Source organism: Pseudomonas sp. Irchel s3a12, from assembly GCF_900187485.1.
GTDB lineage: Bacteria > Pseudomonadota > Gammaproteobacteria > Pseudomonadales > Pseudomonadaceae > Aquipseudomonas > Aquipseudomonas neuropathica.
Map to the genome: position 1 here is coordinate 222316 of NZ_FYDN01000013.1, position 25291 is coordinate 247606.

Below are 25291 nucleotides of genomic sequence, written 5' to 3' on the forward strand. Positions count from 1 at the left end.
TAATCGCTGCATTCTTCAGACGGAACACCCATGGCCAAACGCCAACTCAATCGTCGTCAAAACTGGCGCATCGAAAAGATTCAGGGCGAGCGCGCTGCACGCGCCGCCAAACGCGAGTCCTCGGCTGTCGAAGCCCTTGAGGGCGGCGACCTGGGCCCGGAACAGACCGGCCTGGTGATTGCCCACTTCGGTGTACAGGTCGAGGTCGAGGCCGTTGACGGTGATCAGGCCGGCCAAGTGTTCCGCTGCCACTTGCGCGCCAACCTGCCTGCGCTGGTAACCGGCGACACAGTCGTCTGGCGTGCCGGCAATCAGGGCATCGGGGTGATTGTCGCGCAACTGCCGCGCACCACCGAACTGTGCCGCCCGGACAGCCGTGGCCAGCTCAAACCGGTAGCCGCCAACGTCGACATGATCGTCATCGTCTTCGCGCCGCTGCCTGAGCCGCATGCCAACCTGATCGACCGCTATCTGGTTGCCGCCGAACACGCTGGCATCCGGCCGCTGCTGCTGTTGAACAAATTCGACTTGATCGACGAGCAGAACGCCCCAGCACTGAATGCGCTGCTGGCGGTGTACCGCACACTCGGTTATCCGGTGCTTGAAGTCTCGGCACACCACGGCAACGGCATGGAACAACTGCAACAGCAGCTCGACGGGCGCATCAGCGTGTTCGTCGGCCAGTCCGGTGTCGGCAAGTCGTCGCTGGTCAACAGCTTGCTGCCTGAAGTGGAAACCCGTGTCGGGCCGTTGTCCGAGTTGTCCGGTCAGGGTACGCACACGACGACCACTGCGCGCCTGTTCCACTTCCCTGGCGGCGGTGAGTTGATCGACTCCCCGGGTATCCGCGAATTCGGCTTGGGTCACGTCAGCCGCGCCGATGTTGAAGCCGGTTTCATCGAATTCAATGACCTGCTCGGCACCTGCCGCTTCCGCGACTGCAAGCACGACCGTGAACCGGGTTGTGCACTGCTCAAGGCGCTGGAAGATGGCCGCGTGCAGCAGCAGCGGATGAACAGCTACCGCTCGATCATCGCCAGCCTGCCGGAAAACGGCTACTAAACATCTGCACCGGCAGTACCTCGCCCGAGGGCTGCCGGATGTCGGACTACGCCTGACAACCCCCCGATTCCGTTAAACGCCAGACTTTTCTTACAGGCCCGCACACGCCTGCTTGCAGGACATTTCTCTTTCACCGCCCAACCCTTGTAGGCAAGCTCCAGATGCCTAGATTGGGGTCCTCCTTCGCACCTTCGCGACCTTCGAGGAACCCCATGCAGACCTATCACCTGTTCATCAGCCATTCGTGGAACTACGCCCACACTCACGACAATCTGGTACGCCTGCTCGGCGCCAAGCCGGATTTCAGTTTCAAGAATTTTTCCGTGCCGCCACATAACCCGATCCTGGGCGCGCAGACCGACAAGCAGCTCGAAGAAGCCATCGAAAACAAGATTCGCCCCTGCTCGGCGGTACTAATCATGGCCGGGATGTATTCGACCTACAGCAAGTGGATCAACAAGGAAATCGAGATCGCCAAACGCATGGGCAAGGTGATCATCGCGATCAAGCCATTCGGCGCCGAGCGCATTTCCGCCGTGGTACGTGACGCGGCACACGCCGAATGCGCGTGGAACACCAATAGCATCGTCAGCGCGATTCGCCTGCATACGGCGGTGTGATTATGCGCAAGGGACTGTTTATCGGCATCAACCACTACGACTACGTCTCGCCGTTGAGCGGTTGCAACAACGACGCAATGGCCATGGCTTCGGTACTGGAGCGTCACGCCAACGGGCGCCCGAACTTCAGCAGCAAAGTGCTGACGTCGGCCGAAGAACAACTAACGCTCAAACACATGAAACAGCAGATCCAGAGCCTGTTCTCAGGCGACTGTGACGTGGCACTGCTGTACTTCGCCGGTCATGGGCAGTTCGACACCAGCATCGACGAAGGACTACTCATTCCCCAGGACTATCAGCCTGGCGGAGACGGTATTCGCATCAGCGACATTCTGGAATGGGCGGACAAAGCCCCGCACATCAAGAATAAAATCATCATTCTCGATTGCTGCCAGGCCGGTGCAGCAGGCGCCCTGCGCAACCTGCGCGGCGGCAGCAGTGTGATCGGCGAAGGCGTGACCATTCTCACCGCCTGCAAAAAAGAACAGTACGCCCTGGAAAGCCGCGGTCACGGGGTATTTACGGATCTGTTGCTGCAAGCGCTGCATGGTGGCGCCGCCAACGTACTCGGCAAGATCACCCCCGGTAGCGTCTATTCGTTTGTCGACAATGCGCTGGGAGCCTGGGAACAGCGTCCGGTATTCAAGACCAATGTTTCGCAGTTTGTGCCGCTACGCGAGGTCGCGCCGCTGATCGCCGAAGAAACCCTGCGCAAACTCAAGGACTGGTTCCCGGAACCGAGCTTCGTTTTCAGACTCGACCCCAGCTACGAGCCCACCGAAGCGCAGTTCAACCCCGAGCACGGCGACATCTTCAAGCAACTGCAAATGTGCAATCGCCACAGCCTGATCGAGCCCGTGGACGCCGAACACATGTACTACGCCGCCATCAACTCCACCGGCTGCCGCCTCACCGCCCTCGGCGCCTACTACCGCGAACTCGCCATAAAAGGACACTTCTGATGCCCGTATTCATCAGCTACCGCCACATGGATCGCGCCCACGCCATCGCCATCAATAGCCGCCTGATCCAGGCCAACATCAAAACCTACCTCGACGTGCTCGACCCCGAGTCGCAGACCACCGACGACATCACTGGGGTCATCACCCGCAACATCACCGAATGCACGCACCTGCTGGCAGTGGTCTCGGAAAAGACTGCGTTATCGTGGTGGGTGCCGTTCGAAATTGGCGAAGCGACCATCAGCAACCGGCGGATCTGCTCGTTCAAGACCGGGCCGACGGAGCTGCCGTTGTATCTGGATAAGTGGCCGAAGCTGAGCACGGACAGTGATCTGAATTTCTTTATCGACGCGTATCGCGAGGAAGTGTCCAACAAACGCTCGATGACGCTGGATTCGAGCAATGAATCCTTTAGCGGCACCTATAAGCGCAACGCCGAGATTTTCCACGAACAACTGAAGAACCGGATTCGGCGTGGGTTCTGACAGACGTAAAAAAGCCGCGATCATCTCGCGGCTTTTTTTTGCCTCACACGCTGGCCGGCGGTTTTGGCACAACCACCTTTGGCTCAGGCTTGCGAAACGCATACAGATGCTGACGCACAATCCCGCCCGGCAGTTCCTTGCCAAACACGCCATAACGCACCGGCCATTCCTTTGGCGGCAGCTTGAACGTCCCGAAGAGCATGTCCACCAGCGGCGTGTGGATCGCGTAGTTTTTGTAGATGTAGTCTTTGTGCCGAGCGTGGTGCCAATGGTGATAGCGCGGCAGCACGATCAGGTAGTTCAGCCAGCCGCCGTTGATTCGCACGTTGGCGTGGGCCAGTACCGCTTGAACACCGACCAGGATCACATAGGCATTCAACGCTTGCGGCGCGAAGCCCAGCAGCATCAATGGCACCAGCACGCCAGTGCGGGTCAGCAGGATTTCAATGAAGTGCACGCGGGAGCCGGCGAGCCAGTCCATGTGCGTACTGGAGTGATGCACCGCGTGAATGCGCCACAGCCATGGCACTACATGGTAGAGCCGGTGCAGCCAGTACTGACCGAGATCGGCGACCAGTATCGCCAGCAGAAACTGCACAACGAGCGGCAGGCTTTGCACGCTCGCTTGCAAGCCCGGCGACATCGCCCAACCGGCGATGTAACTCGAAGAGGCGGTGATGAAAATCAGGATGAACTGCACCAGCATGTGGCTGACGAAAAAGTAGGTCAGGTCGGTGCGCCAGTGCGGGCGCAGGATGTTTTGCTCGGGGTCCTTGGAATAGAGCTTTTCCAGAGGAATGAACACGATGGCCGACACCAGCAGCGCCAGCACAAACCAGTCCAGACCGAGCGAGTACGGCGTCTGCCCGATCGCGCTGACCTGGACATTGGTACCGCCCAGAAACACTGCAAGCCCCGACGCCACCAATCCGGTAATCCCCAGACGTTTGCGCTTGTTGAGCAGGATATTCAGGGTGCCGAGGCTGAACGACAGCACCAGACCGAGCAACAGCGTGGTGCGCGCAAATTGCTCGTCATAGACCTTGCGCAGTTCAGCCGTGGTCAGCCATTCCGGGAAGAGAAAGCAGAGTACCGCCAACAGGCTCAACAGCCCGAGGGTGGCTGATATATAGCCACTGACCCGCCCCTCACCAAACTTGAAGGGTGCGTTGCCGTGCCGCTGAAAATAGGCTTTGAGTCTTTCCATAACTGATCTTCCGTGATTGCGAATACTGCGACTGCTCATTGCGACGCAGGCAGAAACAAAAAAGCCACGGTGACCGTGGCTTTTTGTGAATCACTGCTTGGGCGTGGGAGCCGGTGCAGTGGCTGGCGGAGTAGCGGGAGCAGGCGCCGCACTCCCCGGCTCGGCCGGTTTCGGTGCGGCGTCGTCGAACAGATTCAACCGCTCGCGAAGCTCGTGCGCCGGCACCGGTTGCTGATCCGCCGGCAGCGCGTTCGGATCAACCGGTGTCGCCGGCGCGTTGCCGTTCTGACTCTGATCCGCCGGTTTAGCCGCGTCGGCACCTTGCGCACCTTCGATGGCCGCCTGGGCCTTCTTGGTCAGCACGACAATATCGATGCGGCGGTTGACCGGATTGAATGGGTTTTCCTTGTCGAACAATGCCGACGAGGCGTAACCCACTACCCGCGCCACTTGCGCATCCGGATAACTACCGGCAACCAAGGCACGCCGGGCAGCGTTGGCACGGTTGGCCGACAGCTCCCAGTTACCGTAATCACCGGTACCGATATAAGGCTTGGCATCGGTGTGGCCGCTGATACTGATCTTGTTCGGCACCGCTTTGATGGTGTCGGCCATGGCCAGCAGGATGTCTTCGAAGTACGGTTTCAGGCGTGCAGAACCGGAGTCGAACATCGGCCGGTTCTCGGCGTCCATGATCTGGATGCGCAAACCGTTCGGAGTGATCTCGAAGAGGATCTGATCCTTGAACTTCTGCAACTGCGGGTTCTCGTCGACCTTGTTCTGCAGTTCTTGCAGCAGCAGTTCCAGACGTTCCTTCTCGACCTGCTCGGCCATGCCTTCAACCTGTTCAGTATCGACCGTAACCTTGTCAGGCTGCGGCTGCGATTTCACTTCCGGGTTAAGGGTGTTTTCCGGGGCCAGGGTCGGCGTGCCGCCCAGGTCGATGATGTACGGCGTGCCGCTTTCGGAGAAGCCGACCGGGTCTTTGAAGTAACCGGCGATAGCGATCTTCTGCTCGGGCGTCGCGGTGGACAGCAGCCACAACACCAGGAAGAACGCCATCATCGCCGTGGCGAAGTCGGCGAAGGCGATTTTCCAAGCCCCGCCGTGATGCCCGCCGGCTATGCGCTTGACGCGCTTGATGATAATCGGCTGATTATTTTCCATGACTTAGCGACCGCGAACCGCTTGTTCCAGCTCGGCGAAGCTTGGACGGTGCGCCGGATACAAAACCTTGCGACCGAACTCGACCGCCAGCGAAGGCGGCATGCCGGAAGCCGAAGCCACCAGCGAGGCCTTGATGGCTTCGTAGACGTTCAGCTCTTCCTTGGCATCGTGGGCCAGGGAATGCGCCAATGGGCCGAAGAAACCGTACGCCGCGAGAATACCGAAGAAGGTACCGACCAGTGCCGCACCGACGTGCAGGCCGATGGACTTCTGATCGCCTTCACCCAGCGAGGCCATGGTCACCACGATACCGAGTACCGCCGCGACGATACCGAAACCGGGCATGGCATCGGCGATGCCGTTCACCGCATGAGATGGATGCTCGAGGTCTTCTTTCAGGCTGTACAGCTCCATGTCGAACAAGCCTTCCAGCTCGTGCGGCGCCATGTTGCCGGACGACATGATGCGCAGGTAATCGCAGATGAACGCGGTCATGCGTTCGTCTTTGAGCACTGCCGGGTATTTGGCGAAGATCGGGCTCGCAGCGGCATCTTCGATGTCGCCTTCGATGGCCATCATGCCTTCGCGGCGGCTCTTGTTGAGGATCTCGTAGATCAGCCCGAGCACTTCCAGATAGAACGTATGGCTGAAGCGCGAGCTGAACATGCTCAGGGATTTCTTGAGCACGTGCATCGTCATGTAGCCGGGGTTGGCCTGCAGGAATGCACCGAGTGCCGCACCACCGATGATCAACACCTCGAAGGGCTGGATCAGGGCGGCAATCTTGCCGTGGGAAAGCACGTATCCGCCGAGCACGCTCGCGAATACGACGATGATGCCGATAATTTTAGCCATAGGTAGAAAGTACTTATTTAAGTCGGGTTCAAGGTCATATTCGGAAGTTAAAAAATCTCTTCTTCTACTTATCGGCAAAACTGCGCCAGACTATAGCCAGTTCAGGCGAAAAGCCAATTTAGCCCATGCCGGGCGCGTCTACAGTCAGTGAAGATCCCGTCCAGACATGGCTAATGAAACGAACGTCCCACACGCAAAACCGACCACACTCGACGGCTGGGTCAAGCTGCTCGACAGCGTCCGGCTGCCCGTGCCGCAAGAGGCTCACGACAAAGTCTGTCGGGCGATCCGCGACAACCGCAGCTCGTTGCGCGACATCGCCGACCTGATGCAGGACAGCCCGGCACTGGCCTTGAGCATCATCCGTGAGGCGAATCGTCACACCCATGGCACCATGGCCACGCCAGCGGAAAACCTTGAGGTGGCGATCAATCGTCTGGGCCTGTCGCGGACCGAAGAATTGCTCGCGCGCCTGCCCGCCGAACCGCAGATGCAGATTCCCAAAGCCCTGCGCCAGTTACAGATGATCAGCCAGCACGCGACGCAACAGGCCAACGGTTTTTTCGCCAGTCGCCTGGCGCGACTGTGGCAGGACATTCATTGGGGCAGCCTGTTGTTTTTGTCGCCGCTGTGGCCATTGGCGCTGACTTATCCGCAATTGCTCGAAGAATGGGAACTGCGGGTTATCCACAAGGGCGAATCGGCGCGCGTGGTCGAAAAGCAATTGTTCGGCGCACGCCTGCTGAAAATCGCCGAGGCGCTGGTGCAAGTCTGGCACCTGCCGATCTGGGTGCAGCAGGGTTATAAGCTGCTGCTGAGTGAACAGCGCGAACTGGTCAAAGTGCTGCGCATCGCCCGCGACAGCGAACATCCGTTGCGCCAGCAAAACCGGCTTGATGACGACCCGACCCTGCGCCGCTGGCTCAATCAGCCGGCCAATACAGTGCTGCTGGCCAACGGCCTGGCACTGTCGGCGCAACAGGCGTGGGACAGTCCGCACAGTGAGCGCTGGCAGTACCTGACCAGCCTTTATCTGCAGATTTCCATGGATGAAGTGCAACAACAGTTGCACCAGCAAGCCGCCAACAGTGCGCGCCATCATGCGATGCCCGACCTGTGGCATCCGGCGGTTTCGTTGCTGTGGCCGTGGGGCACTCATCGTTTGCCAGCCGGCATGCTGCCCGCCGCTGCGCCAACCTCGGAAGATCTGACGCAATGGCGCCAGCAATGCGCCGAGCTATTGGCCGAGCCAAGCCGCTTCACCAATGCCATGAGCCTGACCGTCGCCGCTCGCGATGCGCTGGTCGCCAGCGGCATGCGCCGGGTGATGATCCTGATGGCCGATCGCACACAGTCCAATCTGCGCGTGAATCAAACCGCCGGGCTGCCGAAAGAAGCGGCGGCGCTGAATTTCGTCGTCAGCCAGAGCAAGGTCTTGCAACGGCTGCTCGCGCAACAGGCGCAGGTGCGGATCAATCCCGAGAACAACGCTCAGTTCTCCGCTCTGCTGCCAGCGAGCCTGCGCACCCTGTTTCGTGGCGAGTATCTGTTCCTGCGTTCCCTGGTCAATAACGGCCGGGTGATCATGATTGTTGTCGCCGATCAGGGCGGCGGGCCGTTCGCCGATATCACCGTGCAAGCCTTTGGCAAAACCGCACAGTGCATCGAAAAAGCCCTGCACAGCTTTAGCAGCCGCGGCCGATGAGGCTGCGCTACAATCCTCCCCTTTGTGCTCTGGAGACCTCACATGTCTGACTTCTCTGGCTTGCCGCTCGTCATCGAGGCGAGCGACCTGCTCCCGCGTCTCGATTCCCCTGAACTGATTCTGGTGGACCTGACCAGCCCTGCCCGTTATGCCGAAGGTCACTTTCCCGGCGCACGCTTTGTCGACCCGAAACGCACCCAGCTCGGCCAGCCGCCGGCGCCGGGACTGCTGCCGGCGAAAGCCGATCTCGAAGCGTTATTCGGTGAGCTGGGCCATCGCAAAGATGCGGTCTACGTGGTCTATGACGACGAAGGCGGCGGTTGGGCCGGGCGTTTCATCTGGCTGCTCGACGTGATCGGTCACGACAAATATCACTACGTCGACGGCGGTCTGCCGGCGTGGCTGGCGGCCGGCATGCCGATGTCGATCCAGGTTCCGCCTGTAGTGGGCGGCCCTGTGCCATTGACCCTGCATGAAGAACCGACCGCGACCCGTGAATACCTGCAAAGCCGCCTCGGTGCTGCCGATCTGGCGATCTGGGATGCGCGCGGGCCGCTGGAGTATTCCGGTGAGAAAGTGCTGGCCGCCAAGGCTGGGCACATCCCCGGCGCGGTCAATTTCGAATGGACTGCCGGCATGGACAAGGCCCGTCAGTTGCGCATTCGCACAGACATGCCGCAGATCCTCGAAGACCTCGGGATCACCAAGGACAAAGAAATCATTACCCACTGCCAGACCCATCACCGGTCGGGCTTCACTTATCTGGTGGCCAAATCCCTCGGTTATCCGCGGGTCAAGGGCTACGCCGGTTCCTGGGGCGAATGGGGCAACCACCCTGACACGCCAGTCGAGATTTAAGGTTTTTAAGGACAACTAATGAAAGAACGTCTGTTTATCCTCAGCCAGTACCTGCTGCCTCATCACCTGCTATCGCGTCTGGCCGGCTGCATTGCCGAATGCCGCGTGCGCTGGTTCAAGAATGCCTTCACCCAATGGTTCGCCAAGCGCTACCAGGTGGACATGTCGCAAGCGCTCGTCGAAGACCTCACTGCCTACGAGCACTTCAACGCCTTCTTCACCCGCGCTCTGAAAGACGGCGCGCGTCCGCTGGACGAAACCCCGGGCGCGATCCTCAGCCCGGCCGACGGTGCGGTCAGCCAGCTCGGCCCGATCGAGCACGGTCGCGTGTTCCAGGCCAAGGGCCACAGCTTCAGCGTGCTGGAACTGCTCGGCGGTGATGCGGCCAACGCAGCGCCGTTCATGGGCGGCGACTTCGCCACCATTTACCTGTCGCCTAAGGACTACCACCGCGTGCACATGCCGCTGGCCGGCACCCTGCGCGAAATGGTCTACATCCCAGGCCGGATCTTCTCGGTCAACCAGACCACCGCAGAAAACGTTCCGGAACTGTTCGCCCGCAACGAACGCGTGGCGTGCATTTTCGACACCGAGCGTGGGCCGATGGCCGTGGTGCTGGTGGGTGCGATGATCGTCGCTTCGATCGAAACCGTGTGGGCCGGCCTGGTCACCCCACCGAAGCGCGAGCTGAAAACCTTCCGCTACGACGAAGCCGCCCGTGCGCCGATCCATCTGGAAAAAGGTGCTGAACTTGGGCGCTTCAAGCTGGGTTCGACCGCAATCGTGCTGTTCGGGCCGGATCAGGTGACATGGGCGCAAGAGCTGGCGGCGGGTTCGCCAGTGCAGATGGGTCAAGGCCTGGCGCTGCCAAAAGCCTGAACATGATGTGAGCCACTGATCCGCCTTTGCACACGTCTGCGAAAAGGCGGATACGACTCAGTGGTGCCGTTACTCTATTTGCCCACGAAAGCCGATCGGGCCTTCGTTGGCATAGGTATTGGTGCCATTGAGGTTTTTCCCTCCGTCACTGGACGTGACGCTCAACGCGATAACGTTCTGATTGTCCCGGCCGCCAATCTCCCACTTGCCGCCCGGATGCCATGGGGCATCATTGCCACCCCACTGATTCTCGACGTTGTACTGGTTCTGACCGGTGCGTTGCGCTTTGAAGCCAATGGGACCTTCCCCGGCATAGGTCATGGTGCCGGTGAACGTTTTACCGTCATCGCGCGACTTGATCTCGATAGCGACGACATTCTGGTTGTCCCGCCCGCCGAGTAACCAGGTTCCACCCGGATGCCACGGCGCCGAACTGCCACCCCATTGATTTGCCACTGCATATTTAGACATGAACCTCATCTCCTTGAAGTTTCGGGAGACCTGCCCGAGGTTGACGGCAGGCCGTGCAACCGTGCGTTTCCGATCGCACGCCTGAGAGACTAGTAGGGCTTGGGAAATGGCATCCGGCCAGCAGACCAGCGGTCAAAAAGTCTGACGCTACCCAGCGAAACAGACCACAGCTGCTAGAGTTTTGGGCATTGCCCCTTCCGCCGCCGGAGCCCGTCAAGGCATGAGTGAGTCTCGTCCCCACCCCTCCCTGAGCGCCCCGACCCCGACGCAAACGCGTCTGTCGTTTTGCGAAGCAACGCCACGCGACCTCAAGCGCTGGATCGCCGACCTGCCCAAGGCTAACATCGGTGAAACCGCCCGCCTGCTGTATAAAGGCCTGGGCGAACTCAATCAATTGCTCACCCCCAGTGACAATCGCCTCAACCTGCTGGAGCTGCTGCGCCCCGAGGTGTATTTCGTCTGCCAGCATCTGGAGCGGCACTTCCTGCATCAGGCGATCATGCTCGACGAGCGTTCACGCAAGATCAGCAATTTGTGCCAGGCGCTGCAAAGCCATCTGGCCGTCGGCTACAAACAGATCGTGTTGCGGATTGCGCCGAAGTACAGCAAGGATCGCGCGATATTGGTCAGCACGGCCCTGCAACGGGCGACCCATACACTCAAGGGTCAACTGCTGCGTGCGACGCAACTGTACAGCGCGGCACCGGAGCAGGTGTGGTTCGAACTGCATCAGCTGTATCGCATCGCCTGCGAACTGCAGCTGCAACAGCGCCGGGTCCACGACGATCTCGCCAGCCTCACCACCGAACTCACGCTTGAACAGACTTACATCGCCGCCCTGCTCATGGGCAGTGCCCGCTGCAATCAATTGCGACAGAACCAGATCGCCCGATTGGCTGAAGTACTCGAACCGTGGAGCGCCCTGCTCAAATTACATCCCGGTCGTTCAAGCGAAGGCCTGTTTGCGATCAGCCCGGCGATCGATGCCGGCCCGCGCTACCGCAACATGTTTCGCAGCGAAGAACAGGCCGGATTGCTCGGCTTCGATCCGCAGCCGCTGGTGAACGCCATCGAAGCGCATTTGCAGCATCAGCCCGCATCGACGCCGCTGCCCGTTCCGCCCGGGCTCAGCTTCGACACCCTGCAACACCTCCATGCCACCTGGGGACAAGCCGCCGAGCGCAGCTTTCAGCGCACCGTCGGCCAAGGCCATCTGACCGTGTGCGTGGGCATGAGCGCCCTGCACTTTTATCTGGGTGGCGAGCGCAGTTTCAGCGAGCTGCTCAAACACCCCGGAACGCGCTCGGCGAATTTCAGCTGTGCCGTCGCCAAAGGTGAAAAGGACAGTTGGAGCCAGGCTTTCGACGCCGCACCGCAAAGCAAAACTGATGAGTTTTTGCCTTACGAGGAAATCCAGTACGACCATTTGCGCGAGGATGAAAGCGGCACGGACAGTACGCCCCATTACCCGACCCATGCCCTGCCGGTGATCAATCACAGCCCCGGTGGATATTGCCTGGCGTGGCCAAATGAAGTGCCCGCCGAGCTGCAGGCCGGGGAAATGCTCGGCATTCAGGACAGTGTCAGTCTGGGCTGGAGCATTGCGGTCATTCGCTGGATCCGCCAGGTGCGCGGCGGCGGCACGCAAATGGGCATTGAGCTGGTGGCGCCACATGCCCAGCCTTGCGGCCTGCAACTGGTGCGCTCACGGGACGATCACAGTCAGTATCTGCGCGGACTATTGTTACCGGAGATCAGTGCGATAGATTTGCCGGCAACCTTGCTGGCACCGCGCTTGCCGTTTCAGGAAGGCAGTAAAGTGCTGATCAACACCCAAGGCGAAGAACACCGCGCCGGGCTGGATCGACGGGTGGCGAGTACGCACAGTTTCAATCAGTTCGCCTATCGCTCGCTGGAGGCCGCGCGCAATGGCGGGAGCGAGGAGGATTTTGATTCGTTGTGGAAATCGCTTTAAAGCAAAAGATCGCAGCCTTCGGCAGCTCCTACAGGAAAATGCATATTCCTCTGTAGGAGCTGCCGAATGCTGCGATCTTTTGATCTTTAATTACAACTGCCCGTCGCGATCACGGAAACCCAGCAGGTACAGCACGCCATCCAGCCCCAACGTCGAAATCGCCTGCTTCGCCGACTGCTTCACCAACGGCTTGGCACGGAACGCTACGCCCAAACCGGCAATCGCCAGCATCGGCAGGTCATTCGCACCGTCGCCGACCGCGATGGTCTGCTCCAGACGCAAACCTTCCTTGTGTGCCAGCTCTTTGAGCAAATCAGCCTTGCGCTGGGCATCGACGATCGGCTCGATCGCCACGCCAGTACACTTGCCATCGACCACTTCCAGTTCGTTGGCAAACACATAGTCGATGCCGAGTTTGGCCTGCAATTGCTTGGCGAAATAAGTGAAGCCACCGGACAGGATCGCGGTCTTGTAGCCCAGTCGCTTGAGTTCAGCGAACAGCGTTTCGGCGCCTTCGGTCAGACGCAGCGAAGCGCCGATCGAGTCCAGCACGCTGACATCCAGACCTTTGAGCAAGGCCAGACGTTCTTTGAAACTGGCGCGGAAATCCAGCTCGCCGGCCATTGCCCGCTCTGTGATTTCGGACACCTGCTCGCCCACGCCGGCAGCCTTGGCCAGCTCGTCAATGACCTCGGCCTCGATCAGCGTCGAGTCCATGTCGAACACCGCCAGACGACGGTTGCGCCGGAACAGCGAATCTTCCTGGAAGGCGATGTCGACGTTCAGCGCTTGGGCAACGCTGAGGAATTCGGCACGCAGCGCCTGTGGATCGGCGGCTTCGCCACGCACGGAGAACTCGATGCAGCCCTTGCCCTTGTCCGCTGGCGTGTCCAGTGGCATGCGACCCGACAGACGGTCGATGTGATCGATATTCAGGCCATATTTGGCGGTGATCGAGCTGACAGCCTGCAATTGGCCAGCGGTTACTTTGCGGGTCAGCAGGGTGACGATGTGGCGCTTCTTGCCCTGATTACCCACCCATTGCTGGTAATCCTCTTCGGACACCGGCGTGAAGCGTACCTGCTGATCGAGCTCGTAGCCCTTGAACAGAATGTCCTTGAGCACGGACTTGCCTTGCTCGGAATCGGGGATTTCAACCAGGATGCCGAACGACAGGGTGTCGTGGATCACCGCCTGACCGATGTCGAGAATGTTCACACCACCTTGTGCCAGAACGCCGGTAATGGCCGCAGTCAGACCCGGACGGTCGACTCCCGTGATGTTAATCAGGACGATTTCGCGCAACGCGCACCCCCGCAACTGGAAAAAAACCGCATTCTACCCACTTTCAGTGACCATCGGGCACCGCGAGCGCTTTGCCGGTCTAGGGCCTGTCGCTATACTGCGCGTCAACTTCACGGACAAAAGAGCCGAGCTCAGTGAACCGGCCCACGCCAGTTAAAACCGATAACTTCTTCCTGCTGATCTTCCGTGCACTGCGTCACCGCCGTGTACCGATTGCATTGCGCATTGCCAGCCATAACGTGATCCTGGTCGCTCTGGCCCTGGTGATCTATGCCGGCGTGATGGGTTTGCAATTCAAGCAGGCCATGCACCAGCAGGCCGATGCGCTGGGCGAAAGCCTGACCACGCAAACCGCGACCTCGGCCACGGAGCTGTTGGTGTCCAACGACATCCTCAGCCTCAACGTGCTGCTCAACAACCTGACCAAGAACAAACTGGTGGCCCACGCGGCGATCTACAGCGTGGATAACCGCATCCTCGCCGAGTCCGGTCAGCGGCCCAAGCACAGCCTGCTGGGCGAAGCCGAGGGCATGTACGAGAGCAAGATCACGTTCCAGGACGTGACTGCCGGGCAACTGCGCATCAGCCTGGACATGGATCAGTTCCAGCAGCCGATGACCATCAGCCTGCAAAGCATGGGCATTCTCAGCGGGATCCTGCTGGCGCTGTCGCTGGCCCTGAGCCTGCGCATGGGCCGCTATCTGTCGACGCCGTTGCTGCAATTGCGTGTCTGGTTGCGACGCATCGACGAACACACGCCGGGCATTGATCGTCAGGATGAAATCGGCGATCTGGCGCGTCAGCTGCACGCCAACTACGCGCCAGAGCCTGCACCGGAACCGGAGCCTGAGTTCGAGGACGAAGAGGACGAGCCGGAATTCGAGGTGCGCAACTTGCGTGATCCGAGTTTCGACGAAACCCGTCCGATGGCCGCGCAGAAGCCTGCACCGCGACATCTGGTCAGCACCGTCGAAGACGATGATGACGATGACGCGTTCGCTGATCTGCGCGATGAATCGCTGGACGTTGCCCCACAACCGGTCGCCCGCAAGGCGACTCCGAGCGTGCCACAACACAGCGCCGTGCTAGCGGTACAACTGGGATCACAGGAACAATTGCGCCGCTTGCCGCGGGCACGTCTGGAAGAATTGCAGGAGCGTTATCGTGACTGCCTCGATCAGGCTGCTTCGCTGTATCAGGGTGAAATCGAAACCCTGAACGACGGCAGCACGCTGATGCTCTTCCACACCGAAGACAGCGGTGACGATTACCTGACCAACGCAATCTGCTGCGGCGAGTTGCTGCGGGCCTTGGGTCATCAGTTGCAGATTGAAGTCGCAGACAGCGGCATCACCCTGCAACTGCAGTTGGGCCTGACCCTGGGCGATGAGTTGTTCGGCTTGAGTCAGATTGATCTGCTGCTGACCGATTCGGCGCAGGATGCATTGGCTCTGTCCCAACACAGCCGCAATCTGCTGCTGGTTGAACGCAAGATCGGCGACGATGCGCTGATCCGCCAGCGTGCACGGATCCGCCCGATCGCCAGCCCTGAGGGTGCTTGCTGCGTGGAGCGGTTGATGGAGCCTTATCCGTCGATGCTCGAACGGCAACTGGCGCGGATGCATGAGCGCCGGGCTTAAGCCTTAGGCCTGATGTGAAGAAGCCCGCAGACAAGCGATTGTCTGCGGGCTTTTTTGTGGGTGACTGAAGAGCCCCTCACCCTAGCCCTCTCCCCGAGGGAGAGGGGACTGATTGGGGGATATTGGAGAGCTAAACCGACTTGAACGCCCTGCTGTGAATCCAAAATCGCCAAGCTCTTTCAGGTCGACGCATGACGCAGACACCTCGGTCGCCCCTGCTCTACCGAATCCATAATCGTCAGGATCTTTCAGGTCGATGTATAGCGCCAGACCCCTCGGTCGGCCCCTGCCCTACCGATCCAGAATCGCCAAGCTCTTTCAGGTCGACGCATGACGCAGACACCTCGGTCGCTCCTGCTCTACCGAATCCATAATCGCCAGGATCTTTCAGGTCGATGTATAGCGCCAGACCCCTCGGTTAGTCCCCTCTCCCTCCGGGAGAGGGTTAGGGTGAGGGGCTTTTGATCTTCTAGCCCCCAGACACAACAAAGCCCGCACAAGGCGGGCTCTGTTCTGACTCGATCCAGCTTAGAAGCGGAACACTTCCATATCTGTCCGAATCGGCGATGCCATCGGAATCTTCGGTTGTTTCTCTGATTCCGCCGCCGGCGCTGCCGGTTTTGGTGCCGCTTTACGCGGTGCCTCGGCGACCGGTGGCTGATTGGCCAACGGCTTGAGCGCTACCGACAATTGCTCGGCCAGACGCTGCAGCAAAATGCCCTGGGCCTGAACCTGCGAAGCGGTACTGCCGGCATGCAGCTCTTGCAGATGAATGATGCGGTTATCGCGCACCTGACCACGACGGTCGATCAGACGCCATTGAGCATCGAGAATCGCCGGTTGTTTCTGGCCAGAGTCCAGACGCGTGATGGTCAGCAACACCTGCACATCCGGAGTGAACCCCGTAGTGGCCGGTGCCAGCACTACACGCTGGCTGTCCAGATGGCCAGCAACCTGACGCATCAGCAACTGATCGATATCCGACGAAAGGCTGCCAGCCCAACGACCGTCTGTCGCTGCCTGCAGGCTGCCATCGGGTTGACGTTGCAGCAATGTCTCACGTTGCAGGTAATCGGCTACGACTACCGGACCCAACAAAACCGCCATGCCCGCGCTTTGCGCAGGCTGAACCGGACTTCCGCTGTCCAGTTGATACAGCGACACCGGCTGGTGAACGCTGCAACCCGCCAGGCCCAAAACGCCGGCGAGCAGGAAAATAAGGGGGCGCAGAGCAGTCATCATCCCGTCCAGGTGGCCGCCACAAGGCTGACCACAGTGAAAATACTCAATAAATATGAAGAACGCTCAGCCACGCCGGCGCTTGGAAAGGCCATATCATCCGTGAATATGCGTTCCGACTCCAGCGCCAAAGCGTCGATCTACGCGTTAAATCGTGGATCGAGCTCTCTAGGACGCCTAATTGAGGTTTTCGACGAGCAGCGCATCGACCCGCTGGAAGCCCCTTGGAAGCTTGTTGCCACGACGTCCACGCTCACCTTTGTAGTGTTCGAGGTCATCGGCCTTCAGCGACAGGGTCCGTTTTCCGGCCTGCAGCACCAAGGTGGCGCCTTCCGGAAGTACGGCGATGTCCGTGACATATTCTTCGCGACTGGCCACACGCTCACCGGAAATACCGATGATCTTGTTACCTTTGCCCTTACCTAATTGTGGCAGATCGCTGATTTTGAAGATCAGCAGGCGACCTTCGGTCGTGACCGACGCCAGCCAGTTCTGCTCACGATCGGCCACCGGACGCGGCGCGATGACTTTGGCGTTGTTCGGCAGGCTCAACAGGGCTTTACCGGCCTTGTTCTTGGCTTGCAGGTCTTCGCCCTTGACCACGAAACCGTAACCAGCGTCGGAAGCGATGACGTACAACGCGTCGTCTTCCGGCATCAGCACGCATTCGAAGCTCGCACCGGGCGGTGGTGTCAGACGACCGGTCAACGGCTCGCCCTGGCCCCGAGCCGATGGCAGGGTGTGCGCGGCCACCGAGTAGCTGCGGCCGGTCGAGTCGATAAACACCGCAAACTGGTTGGAGCGCCCCGCTGCCGAGGTCTTGAAGCCGTCGCCGGCCTTGTACGACAGGCCGGTGGCGTCGATGTCATGACCTTTGGCCGAACGGATCCAGCCTTTTTCCGACAGCACCACGGTGACTTTTTCGTTCGGCAGCAGATCGTGTTCGGTCAACGCTTTGGCTTCGGTGCGTTCAACGATTGGCGAACGACGGTCGTCGCCATAGGTTTCGGCATCCTTGATCAGCTCCGTACGCACCAGCTTCTTCAGCTTGGCTTCGCTGCCCAGCAGCGCTTGCAGCTTGGCTTGTTCCTTGAGCAGTTCGTCCTGCTCGTCGCGCAGCTTCATCTCTTCCAGTCGCGCCAACTGACGCAGACGCGTGTCGAGGATGTAGTCGGCCTGAATCTCGCTGAGGGCGAAACGCTCGATCAGCTTGGCTTTCGGGTGTTCCTCGGTGCGGATGATGTGGATCACTTCATCCAGGTTGAGGTAGGCAATCAACAAACCGTCCAACAGGTGCAGGCGACGCTCGACCTTGTCGAGGCGGAATTGCAGGCGGCGACGCACGGTCAACACGCGGAATTCCAGCCACTCGACCAGCAGCGCTCGCAGGTTTTTCAGCTGCGGCTTGCCGTCCAGACCGATGATGTTGACGTTGACCCGGTAGGTCGACTCCAGCTCGGTGCTGGCGAACAAGTGCTGCATCAGCGCTTCATGATCGACGCGGCTGTTGACCGGAATGATCACGATGCGGCACGGGTTTTCGTGGTCAGATTCGTCGCGCAGGTCAGCGATCTGCGGGGCTTTCGACGGCTTGGCCTGCATCAGCGCGGCGATCTGCTCCAGCACCTTGGCGCCGGACACCTGATGCGGCAGCGCGGTGACGATGATGTCGCCGTCCTCGACGTGGTACACGGCGCGCATGCGCACCGAGCCCTTGCCGGTTTCGTAAATCTTCAGCAGGTCGGCGCGCGGCGTGATGATTTCCGCTTCGGTCGGATAGTCCGGGCCCTGAATGTGTTCGCAGAGCTGTTCGACCGTGGCTTTCGGCTCATCGAGCAAGCGCACGCAAGCGGTGGCGACTTCACGCAGGTTATGCGGCGGCACGTCGGTGGCCATGCCCACGGCGATGCCGGTGGTGCCGTTGAGCAGGATGTTCGGCAGGCGTGCCGGCAGCACCAGCGGCTCTTGTAAGGTGCCGTCGAAGTTCGGGCCCCAGTCGGCAGTGCCCTGGCCCAGTTCGCTGAGCAGCACTTCGGAATAACGCGACAGGCGTGCTTCGGTGTAACGCATGGCGGCGAAGGATTTCGGATCGTCCGGCGCACCCCAGTTACCCTGACCGTCGACCAGCGTGTAGCGATAGCTGAACGGCTGGGCCATCAGCACCATCGCTTCGTAGCACGCCGAGTCACCGTGCGGGTGGAATTTACCGAGCACGTCACCGACGGTACGCGCCGATTTCTTGTGCTTGGAGTCGGCGTCCAGCCCCAGCTCGCTCATGGCGTAGACGATACGCCGCTGTACCGGTTTCAGGCCGTCGCCGATATGCGGCAGAGCACGGTCCATGATCACGTACATGGAGTAGTTGAGGTAGGCACTTTCGGTGAAGTCGGCCAGCGAGCGGCGTTCTACACCGTCCAGGCTGAGATCAAGGGGGTTGCTCATGCAGGCCTCATCGGTTCGTTGTCTGGCGCAGCAGCATGGTGCCACCGCGCTGAGTAAATTCAAGTTTGTTCAGGGCGCTCATTCCAAGCAGCACCTGATCGCCATGCAGCCCCGGCGCCACCAGTGCGCGGACGTCGCGCAGCACGATGTCACCCAGTTGCAGGCGGTCGATTTTGGTTCGATAGCCCTGGCTCAGGCCATTGGCCGTGCTCAGGGTCACACCGAAACCTTCTTCCAGCTTCAAACGCTTGGCCAGATCCGCCGGGATCGCCACATCGGTTGCGCCGGTGTCGAGCATGAACTCGACCGGTTCGCCGTTGATCTGACCGCTGGCGACAAAATGCCCTTGGGCATTGCCGGCCAGCTTCACCTCGATAAACCCTTCGCCCTGCTCCGAACTGACCACGACATTCGGATTCTGCTGGCGTTGCTCCCACTGGCCAAAAAACCGCGTCGCCAGAAACAGCGCCGCGCACCATGCCAGAATCATCAGCACCCGACCGGCACGTTTGCCCGGAGGTTGCTGGCTCAAGGCTTGGCGCTCCAGCCACCGTCAGGCGCGGCGAAGCGCCAGACGATCGGCCGAACCTCACCGTCGGCGCGCGGGCCGAAATTATTGTCGACGCCGACCCACGCACCATCAGCGTCAACGATCAGCGCCTCTTCCAGACCGAAGTTCTGCGAATAACGGCGGTTGGCCTGCAACAATTCAGCGGCGTACGACCAGCACCGCTCGACCTTGGCGGTCTGCGCATCGCGCCGACAAATCTGAAAGGCGTTGCGGTCAAGGGTAAACAATTTGCCGTTAAACAATGAAAGGTCGGAAAAGTCCCGGTCGACCGCTCTGGCCTTCGGGAACTGCGGCGGTTGCATTTCCTTGCCGCCCTCGCTGAGCAGCACGCAACGACCGTCGCAATCCCACACCGTTTGTTGGCGCTTGATCAGCAGCAAGCCACGGCTTTGCCGTTCGGCAGCCAGCCACATCTGATCACCCGCCGGATTGATCGCCAAGCCCTCGAAGATCGCATTGAAATGCAGGAGCATGCCGCTGGCCCGCGCTTCGCGAACCATCATCGGCGAGATCTTCAGCCAACTGACCGGGCCGCTGACGGGCACCTGCAAGACTGCCGCATGCCCCTCGCTGACAATGTAGCGATTGCCGGCACTGTCGCAGCTGATGCCTTCGAAATCCAGGTCGCCCCCGCGCACGAACGATGCGGCCCAATTGCGCGAGCGCAGCCCCCAAGGCAGGCCGGTCTCCGGCACCAGGGGCACTTCGATGTGCAAGGCTTCGGCCTGCCAGACCTGATCGGCGGTATTGAGCCGGTAAATCTGATCGTCATCGCGGTCCGACACCGTCCACAACTCGCTGCCACACATGGCCAGCCCCGACAGGTTACCGCCGCGCATGCCGTCGACCGGGTGTTCGGAGAGCACGCGCAACTCCTGCACCGGCTCGGCCGACACGCCCATCGCACTCAGCAGCAACGCACCCGCCAAGGCCCAGCCAAACCGCATCAGGCCAGCACCTCGGCGAGGTTGCCTTTGGATTCGAGCCAGGTCTTGCGGTCACCGGCGCGTTTCTTCGCCAGCAGCATGTCCATCATTTCCGAGGTTTCAGCGAAGTCTTCGCCCAGTGTCAGTTGCACCAGGCGCCGAGTGTTCGGGTCCATGGTGGTCTCACGCAACTGCGGCGGGTTCATTTCACCCAGACCTTTGAATCGGGTGACCTGGGGTTTGCCGCGTTTCTTCTCGGCGACCAGACGGTCGAGAATGCCGTCGCGCTCAGCTTCGTCGAGGGCGTAGTAGATTTCTTTGCCCAGGTCGATGCGGTACAGCGGCGGCATCGCCACGTAGACGTGACCGGCATCCACCAGCGGGCGGAAATGCTGGACGAACAAGGCGCAGAGCAGCGTGGCAATGTGCAGACCGTCGGAGTCGGCGTCGGCGAGGATGCAGATCTTGCCGTAACGCAGCTGGCTCATGTCCGCCGCGCCCGGATCGACACCGATGGCCACGGCGATGTTGTGCACTTCCTGGCTGGCCAGCACTTCGCTGCCGTCGACTTCCCAGGTGTTGAGGATCTTGCCGCGCAACGGCAGGATCGCCTGGAATTCCTTGTCCCGCGCTTGCTTGGCGGAACCACCAGCGGAATCACCTTCGACCAGGAACAGCTCGGAACGCATCGGGTCCTGCCCGGCGCAGTCAGCCAGTTTGCCCGGCAACGCTGGCCCCTGAGTGACGCGTTTACGCTCGACTTTCTTGCTTGCCTTAAGACGACGACCGGCGTTGTTGATCGCCAGTTCCGCCAGGGCCAGACCGGTTTCCGGGTTGGCGTTGAGCCACAGGCTGAACGCATCCTTGACCACACCAGAGACAAACGCCGCCGCTTCACGCGATGACAGACGCTCTTTGGTCTGGCCGGAGAATTGCGGTTCCTGCATTTTCATCGACAGGACGAACGCGATGCGCTCCCAGACGTCTTCCGGCGCCAGCTTGACGCCGCGCGGCAGCAGGCTGCGGAATTCGCAGAACTCGCGCATCGCATCGAGCAGGCCCTGACGCAGACCGTTGACGTGAGTACCGCCCTGCGCCGTCGGGATCAGGTTGACGTAGCTTTCCTGCACCGCGTCGCCACCTTCCGGCAGCCACAGCAGGGCCCAGTCGACGGCTTCTTTATTACCGGCGAAAGCGCCGCAGAACGGCTCGTCCGGCAGGCGTTCGAATTCGCTGACCGCGTCGACCAGATAGGAACGCAGACCGTCTTCGTAATGCCACTCGACTTTCTCGCCGGTGCCTTTGTCTTCAAAGCTGACCAGCAGCCCCGGGCACAGCACAGCCTTGGCCTTGAGCACGTGCTTGAGGCGGCTGATGGAGAATTTCGGTGAATCGAAATACTTCGGATCCGGCGCGAAGTACACGCTGGTGCCGGTGTTGCGCTTGCCGACGGTGCCGACGATTTCCAGTTCCGAGGCTTTGAAGCCGTCGTTGAAGGTCATCTGGTATTCGTTGCCGTCACGTTTTACGCGCACACGGACTTCGGTCGACAAGGCGTTGACCACGGAAATACCCACGCCGTGCAGACCGCCGGAGAACTGGTAGTTCTTGTTGGAAAACTTGCCGCCCGCGTGGAGTTTGGTGAGGATCAACTCGACACCCGACACGCCCTCTTCCGGGTGAATGTCGACCGGCATGCCACGACCGTCGTCACTGACTTCCAGCGAATGGTCGGCGTGCAGGATGACCTGCACCGATTTGGCATGACCCGCCAGAGCTTCGTCGACACTGTTGTCGATCACTTCCTGGGCAAGGTGGTTCGGCCGACTGGTGTCGGTGTACATGCCGGGGCGTTTGCGCACCGGGTCGAGGCCCGAGAGGACTTCGATGGCGTCGGCGTTATAAGAGCTAGCGCTGGGAGTGGCCATAGGGTCTCGTCGTCAATGTTCGGTGAAAAAAGAATTCATGGGGCCACAGCTCACAATGCGGAGAAATCGATGGCCTGATACAAATCGGCGCCAATGCCGGCAAAACTCAGCAACGCCGGTAATTGCCCGGCGAAACCCTGAAAACTGTGGTCGCCGCCGGCCTGAATACGCAAGGCGCAGGCGCGGTAATACTGCTGGGCGAGGCGATAGTCCAGTGTTTCATCGCCGGTCTGCAACCACACCTGATAACGCTGCGCATCCTGCGGCGCCGGCACTTCCAGTTCGGCCAGGGCTGTGACGTGGTCGTGGGTCAATTCCCAGGTTTCATCGGTATACAGGTTTTTCTGCGGGCCCAGATAGCCGTCGAACATCCGGTGCGGGCTGACCGCAGGGTTGACCAGCAGGGCTTTCAGGCCATGGCGCTCGGCCAAGTGAGTCGCATAGTAGCCGCCGAGTGAGCTTCCCACCAGCAGCGGGCTGCCCAGTTCGGCAATCGCTTGTTCCAACTGACCGATGGCTTCACGCGGGTGGTGATGCAGGGCCGGGACACGCAGTTTGTCGCTCAAACCCAGTTGCTCCATCACCGTTACCAGCTGACAGGCCTTTTTCGAGGCCGGGGCGCTGTTGAAACCGTGGATATAGAGGATCGAACCGGACATTTGAGCTCCCTGAGTGTCGGTTTGGGTTTGCGGAGTTTACAGGGAGAGAAGAGCGGATTGGGGGTGGTTTCGAGAAATTGGTCATTCAGCAGGAGCTGCCCTCACCCTAGCCCTCTCCCAAAGGGAGAGGGGACTGATTGGGGGATATTCAAGTGCTACACCGACTTGAGCGAGCTTCAGCGAATCCATAATCGACACATTCTTTCAGGTCGATGGATGACGCCAGACACCTCGGTCGGCTCCCTCTCCCTCCGGGAGAGGGCTGGGGTGAGGGTTTTGATTTGTCGCTCAATAGCCGTTGGAGCCGTAATCGACAGTGAAGGCGAAACCGGTGACACGTTCAACCCCGGTTTCCAACCGCCCATCCGGCAACAACCGCAACCAGCGATACCCCGGCGCCTGCTCACCCACCTTAAAGTCCACACTCCCCGGCTCAAACTGAATGCACGTCGAAGGCGAAGCCATCAACCGCACGCCATTGCGCTCACGGTCAATCTCCTGATGCACATGCCCCCACAGCACCGCACGAACCTGCGGAAAACGATCCAGCACTTCGAAAAATGCCTCGGGATTGCGCAAACCGATCGGCTCCATCCACGCACAACCAATCGACACCGGATGATGGTGGAAGCACACCAGATGATGGCGCTCCGGCGCTTCGCTCAGCGAGCGGACCAGCAGTTGCAATTGATCGTCCTGCAGAAACCCCGGCACCGAACCCGGCACCGCCGAATCCAGCAAAGTCACCCGCCAGTTACCGATATCGACCACCGATTCCAGCAAGGCACTCTGCACTGCGGCCTTGGCCATGATCATCGGCTCATCATGATTACCGGGAATCCAGCGCGCCGGGGCAGTGATTTGGGCGCTTATCTGGCGAAACTGCTGGTACGACTCCAGCGTGCCGTCTTGCGAGATATCACCGGTGGCCAGGATCAGATCGATCTGCGGCTGTTGTTCCAGCACCAACTCGATGACCTTTTGCAGGCTTTCACGGGTGTTCATGCCCAGCAGCGTGCCGTCCGTTTCAGCAAACAGATGGCTGTCGGACAACTGCACCAGCAGCGCCGTATCGGCGGAGGTCAACGTGGATACGCTCGGCAAGGCGCTCTCCCAAGGCAAAAGCACGGAATCGATCAAGTGCCGCAATTATGCTGGGGGATCAGTGAAAGAGGAAACCGCCGAACCGGACGCAGTTCACAACTAGCGTACGACTTCGTACTCATGCCCCAACGCCAGACAGTGACTCAGCCATTCCCCCAGGAACAGATTGAGCTGAGCCTTTTCATCCGGCTGATGCATCGCCGCGTTCGGGTAAGGATAGATGCCGCGAAAGCGTCGTGCATGTTCGGCGCTGACCACTTCGGCCATGCGTGCGTCGTGATAGACCTGCACTTCGAGCTGCGGCACCGGCAGCCATGGCAGGCTGTGTTCCTGACGCACCTGCAAAGTGGTGGTGTAGGGGCAGGTTTGTAGCACTTCGAGGGCCAATACGCCGAGCATCTGCTCGCCCTGAGTGACGGCGATGCGCCGCGCCTCGGGTTCGTTGCGCATGTCCGGGACCAGTCGCATCAGGCGCGCGTAGTTGGCCTCGCAGGCGGCTTGCAGCCCCACGAGGTCGACTCGATAACGATCGCGCAGCTTGTTTACGACCATAACCCCCTCACTTCGGCGCGGTTCAGCGCCAGCCATTGCAAGGCGATGATGCTCGCCGCGTTGGCAATGCGACCGTCACGGACGGCCTGCAAGGCATCTTCGAAAGCCCAGACCGTGACGCGGATATCTTCTGCCTCTTCTTCCAGGCCATGCAGGCCGCCAACGCCTTCGGTGCTGCAACGCCCCAGATACAAATGCACAAACTCGTTACTGCCGCCCGGCGACGGGAAATACTTGGTCATCGGCCACAGGGCCTTTATGTCCAGCCCAGCTTCCTCCTGCGCCTCGCGGTGAGCAACTTCTTCCGGTTGTTCATCCTTGTCGATCAGACCAGCGACCAGTTCGACCAGCCACGGATTGTCGGTCTTGCCCATGGCGCCGACGCGGAACTGCTCGATCAACACTACTTCGTCGCGCTGTGGATCGTAGGGCAACATGCACACCGCATCGTGACGCACAAACACTTCACGGTTGATCTCGCGGCTCATGCCACCGGCGAACAATTCATGGCGCAGGTGCAAACGATCGAGTTTGTAAAAACCCTCGTAGCAGCGCTCGCGTCGCACGACGTCGACGGTGGTCGGAATGGCGTTGGCAAAATCAGTCATGAGCATCCTCTTTACTGCAGATCCATTACGAGGTTGCAGTTGGTGACTGGCAACCTCGACTTCGCGCCATC

The 25291-nt window shown here is 60.2% G+C and carries 23 protein-coding genes; 9 read left to right on the forward strand and 14 right to left on the reverse strand.

Features of this window, described 5'->3' with window-relative positions:
- Window positions 1-30 precede the first annotated feature (30 nt).
- The 4 genes from rsgA to CKW14_RS22105 all read left to right on the forward strand — a co-directional run bounded on the left by rsgA (window position 31) and on the right by CKW14_RS22105 (window position 3129).
- Window positions 31-1062 (forward strand): small ribosomal subunit biogenesis GTPase RsgA, encoded by a 1032-nt coding sequence (rsgA, locus tag CKW14_RS22090; RefSeq protein WP_016985702.1) that lies wholly within the window; start codon window positions 31-33, stop codon window positions 1060-1062.
- A gap of 212 nt (window positions 1063-1274) precedes the next feature.
- On the forward strand, window positions 1275-1682 hold the full coding sequence (locus CKW14_RS22095; protein WP_095047290.1) for a TIR domain-containing protein: 408 nt from the start codon (window positions 1275-1277) through the stop codon (window positions 1680-1682).
- A gap of 2 nt (window positions 1683-1684) precedes the next feature.
- Window positions 1685-2644, forward strand: a complete 960-nt coding sequence (locus CKW14_RS22100) for a caspase family protein (RefSeq protein ID WP_095126142.1) — start codon at window positions 1685-1687, stop codon at window positions 2642-2644.
- Window positions 2644-3129, forward strand: a complete 486-nt coding sequence (locus CKW14_RS22105) for a toll/interleukin-1 receptor domain-containing protein (RefSeq protein WP_093430168.1) — start codon at window positions 2644-2646, stop codon at window positions 3127-3129. The genes CKW14_RS22100 and CKW14_RS22105 overlap by 1 nt, the downstream gene beginning before the upstream one ends.
- A 43-nt stretch (window positions 3130-3172) precedes the next feature.
- Here CKW14_RS22105 and CKW14_RS22110 read toward each other — a convergent pair whose 3' ends face one another.
- The 3 genes from CKW14_RS22110 to motA form a co-directional block, all read right to left on the reverse strand.
- Window positions 3173-4336, reverse strand: a complete 1164-nt coding sequence (locus CKW14_RS22110) for a sterol desaturase family protein (RefSeq protein ID WP_095047288.1) — start codon at window positions 4334-4336, stop codon at window positions 3173-3175.
- Between the two features lie 90 nt (window positions 4337-4426).
- Window positions 4427-5503, reverse strand: a complete 1077-nt coding sequence (gene motB, locus CKW14_RS22115; RefSeq protein ID WP_095047287.1) for a flagellar motor protein MotB — start codon at window positions 5501-5503, stop codon at window positions 4427-4429.
- 3 nt (window positions 5504-5506) lie between these two features.
- On the reverse strand, window positions 5507-6358 hold the full coding sequence (gene motA / locus CKW14_RS22120) for a flagellar motor stator protein MotA (RefSeq protein WP_007915795.1): 852 nt from the start codon (window positions 6356-6358) through the stop codon (window positions 5507-5509).
- A 166-nt stretch (window positions 6359-6524) separates the two neighbouring features.
- Between motA and CKW14_RS22125 the strand changes: the two genes are divergently transcribed.
- The 3 genes from CKW14_RS22125 to asd are packed head-to-tail and all read left to right on the forward strand — an operon-like array spanning window position 6525 to window position 9800.
- Complete coding sequence (locus tag CKW14_RS22125) at window positions 6525-8063, forward strand: HDOD domain-containing protein (protein WP_095126143.1); 1539 nt, start codon at window positions 6525-6527, stop codon at window positions 8061-8063.
- 42 nt (window positions 8064-8105) lie between these two features.
- A complete protein-coding gene (gene rhdA / locus CKW14_RS22130; protein ID WP_095047285.1) occupies window positions 8106-8921 on the forward strand; it encodes a thiosulfate sulfurtransferase in 816 nt (271 codons plus the stop codon).
- An 18-nt stretch (window positions 8922-8939) separates the two neighbouring features.
- Window positions 8940-9800 carry an archaetidylserine decarboxylase gene (gene asd, locus CKW14_RS22135; RefSeq protein WP_095047284.1) on the forward strand — a complete coding sequence of 287 codons (861 nt, stop codon included), beginning with the start codon at window positions 8940-8942 and terminating at the stop codon, window positions 9798-9800.
- Between the two features lie 69 nt (window positions 9801-9869).
- Here the strand turns inward: asd and CKW14_RS22140 are convergent, their stop codons facing one another.
- On the reverse strand, window positions 9870-10271 hold the full coding sequence (locus CKW14_RS22140) for a lectin OAA (protein ID WP_095126144.1): 402 nt from the start codon (window positions 10269-10271) through the stop codon (window positions 9870-9872).
- Window positions 10272-10491: 220 nt separating this feature from the next.
- Here CKW14_RS22140 and CKW14_RS22145 point away from each other — a divergent pair, with 220 nt between their 5' ends.
- Window positions 10492-12246, forward strand: a complete 1755-nt coding sequence (locus tag CKW14_RS22145) for a molecular chaperone (RefSeq protein ID WP_095126145.1) — start codon at window positions 10492-10494, stop codon at window positions 12244-12246.
- A 90-nt stretch (window positions 12247-12336) separates the two neighbouring features.
- Here CKW14_RS22145 and serB read toward each other — a convergent pair whose 3' ends face one another.
- Window positions 12337-13551, reverse strand: a complete 1215-nt coding sequence (serB, locus tag CKW14_RS22150; protein ID WP_093430160.1) for a phosphoserine phosphatase SerB — start codon at window positions 13549-13551, stop codon at window positions 12337-12339.
- Window positions 13552-13685: 134 nt separating this feature from the next.
- On the opposite strand from serB, the gene CKW14_RS22155 reads away from it, so the two are divergent.
- Complete coding sequence (locus CKW14_RS22155) at window positions 13686-15191, forward strand: AhpA/YtjB family protein (RefSeq protein WP_093430159.1); 1506 nt, start codon at window positions 13686-13688, stop codon at window positions 15189-15191.
- 528 nt (window positions 15192-15719) lie between these two features.
- Here CKW14_RS22155 and CKW14_RS22160 read toward each other — a convergent pair.
- From CKW14_RS22160 to CKW14_RS22200, 9 genes are all read right to left on the reverse strand, one after another.
- Window positions 15720-16430, reverse strand: coding sequence for a membrane integrity-associated transporter subunit PqiC (locus CKW14_RS22160; protein WP_095126146.1), 711 nt, complete (start codon window positions 16428-16430; stop codon window positions 15720-15722).
- A gap of 177 nt (window positions 16431-16607) precedes the next feature.
- A complete protein-coding gene (parC, locus tag CKW14_RS22165; protein ID WP_095126147.1) occupies window positions 16608-18872 on the reverse strand; it encodes a DNA topoisomerase IV subunit A in 2265 nt (754 codons plus the stop codon).
- A 7-nt stretch (window positions 18873-18879) separates the two neighbouring features.
- Entirely contained in the window at window positions 18880-19404 is a 525-nt protein-coding gene (locus tag CKW14_RS22170; RefSeq protein ID WP_007915776.1) for a TIGR02281 family clan AA aspartic protease, read from the reverse strand.
- The gene (locus CKW14_RS22175; protein WP_095047279.1) at window positions 19401-20390 is read right to left on the reverse strand and encodes an esterase-like activity of phytase family protein; all 990 of its coding nucleotides are present in this window, start codon (window positions 20388-20390) and stop codon (window positions 19401-19403) included. The genes CKW14_RS22170 and CKW14_RS22175 overlap by 4 nt, the downstream gene beginning before the upstream one ends.
- Entirely contained in the window at window positions 20390-22297 is a 1908-nt protein-coding gene (parE, locus tag CKW14_RS22180) for a DNA topoisomerase IV subunit B (RefSeq protein ID WP_095047278.1), read from the reverse strand. The genes CKW14_RS22175 and parE overlap by 1 nt, the downstream gene beginning before the upstream one ends.
- A gap of 50 nt (window positions 22298-22347) precedes the next feature.
- A complete protein-coding gene (locus CKW14_RS22185) occupies window positions 22348-22956 on the reverse strand; it encodes a YqiA/YcfP family alpha/beta fold hydrolase (protein ID WP_095047277.1) in 609 nt (202 codons plus the stop codon).
- A 288-nt stretch (window positions 22957-23244) separates the two neighbouring features.
- A complete protein-coding gene (gene cpdA / locus CKW14_RS22190) occupies window positions 23245-24060 on the reverse strand; it encodes a 3',5'-cyclic-AMP phosphodiesterase (RefSeq protein WP_095126148.1) in 816 nt (271 codons plus the stop codon).
- 99 nt (window positions 24061-24159) lie between these two features.
- Entirely contained in the window at window positions 24160-24612 is a 453-nt protein-coding gene (locus CKW14_RS22195) for a DUF1249 domain-containing protein (RefSeq protein ID WP_034151669.1), read from the reverse strand.
- A complete protein-coding gene (locus CKW14_RS22200) occupies window positions 24603-25220 on the reverse strand; it encodes an NUDIX domain-containing protein (protein ID WP_093430152.1) in 618 nt (205 codons plus the stop codon). Before CKW14_RS22200 ends, CKW14_RS22195 begins: the two co-directional genes overlap by 10 nt.
- Window positions 25221-25291: the final 71 nt, after the last annotated feature.

Coding starts and splice junctions, on each gene's coding strand:
- CKW14_RS22110 (WP_095047288.1), bottom strand. CDS start 4,336: ATGGAAAGACTCAAAGCCTATTTTCAGCGGCACGGCAACGCACCCTTC.
- CKW14_RS22200 (WP_093430152.1), bottom strand. CDS start 25,220: ATGACTGATTTTGCCAACGCCATTCCGACCACCGTCGACGTCGTGCGA.
- motB (WP_095047287.1), bottom strand. CDS start 5,503: ATGGAAAATAATCAGCCGATTATCATCAAGCGCGTCAAGCGCATAGCC.
- parE (WP_095047278.1), bottom strand. CDS start 22,297: ATGGCCACTCCCAGCGCTAGCTCTTATAACGCCGACGCCATCGAAGTC.
- CKW14_RS22185 (WP_095047277.1), bottom strand. CDS start 22,956: ATGTCCGGTTCGATCCTCTATATCCACGGTTTCAACAGCGCCCCGGCC.
- CKW14_RS22105 (WP_093430168.1), top strand. CDS start 2,644: ATGCCCGTATTCATCAGCTACCGCCACATGGATCGCGCCCACGCCATC.
- CKW14_RS22145 (WP_095126145.1), top strand. CDS start 10,492: ATGAGTGAGTCTCGTCCCCACCCCTCCCTGAGCGCCCCGACCCCGACG.
- CKW14_RS22100 (WP_095126142.1), top strand. CDS start 1,685: ATGCGCAAGGGACTGTTTATCGGCATCAACCACTACGACTACGTCTCG.
- CKW14_RS22140 (WP_095126144.1), bottom strand. CDS start 10,271: ATGTCTAAATATGCAGTGGCAAATCAATGGGGTGGCAGTTCGGCGCCG.
- motA (WP_007915795.1), bottom strand. CDS start 6,358: ATGGCTAAAATTATCGGCATCATCGTCGTATTCGCGAGCGTGCTCGGC.
- CKW14_RS22095 (WP_095047290.1), top strand. CDS start 1,275: ATGCAGACCTATCACCTGTTCATCAGCCATTCGTGGAACTACGCCCAC.
- rhdA (WP_095047285.1), top strand. CDS start 8,106: ATGTCTGACTTCTCTGGCTTGCCGCTCGTCATCGAGGCGAGCGACCTG.
- CKW14_RS22175 (WP_095047279.1), bottom strand. CDS start 20,390: ATGCGGTTTGGCTGGGCCTTGGCGGGTGCGTTGCTGCTGAGTGCGATG.
- rsgA (WP_016985702.1), top strand. CDS start 31: ATGGCCAAACGCCAACTCAATCGTCGTCAAAACTGGCGCATCGAAAAG.
- asd (WP_095047284.1), top strand. CDS start 8,940: ATGAAAGAACGTCTGTTTATCCTCAGCCAGTACCTGCTGCCTCATCAC.
- CKW14_RS22160 (WP_095126146.1), bottom strand. CDS start 16,430: ATGACTGCTCTGCGCCCCCTTATTTTCCTGCTCGCCGGCGTTTTGGGC.
- CKW14_RS22195 (WP_034151669.1), bottom strand. CDS start 24,612: ATGGTCGTAAACAAGCTGCGCGATCGTTATCGAGTCGACCTCGTGGGG.
- CKW14_RS22125 (WP_095126143.1), top strand. CDS start 6,525: ATGGCTAATGAAACGAACGTCCCACACGCAAAACCGACCACACTCGAC.
- parC (WP_095126147.1), bottom strand. CDS start 18,872: ATGAGCAACCCCCTTGATCTCAGCCTGGACGGTGTAGAACGCCGCTCG.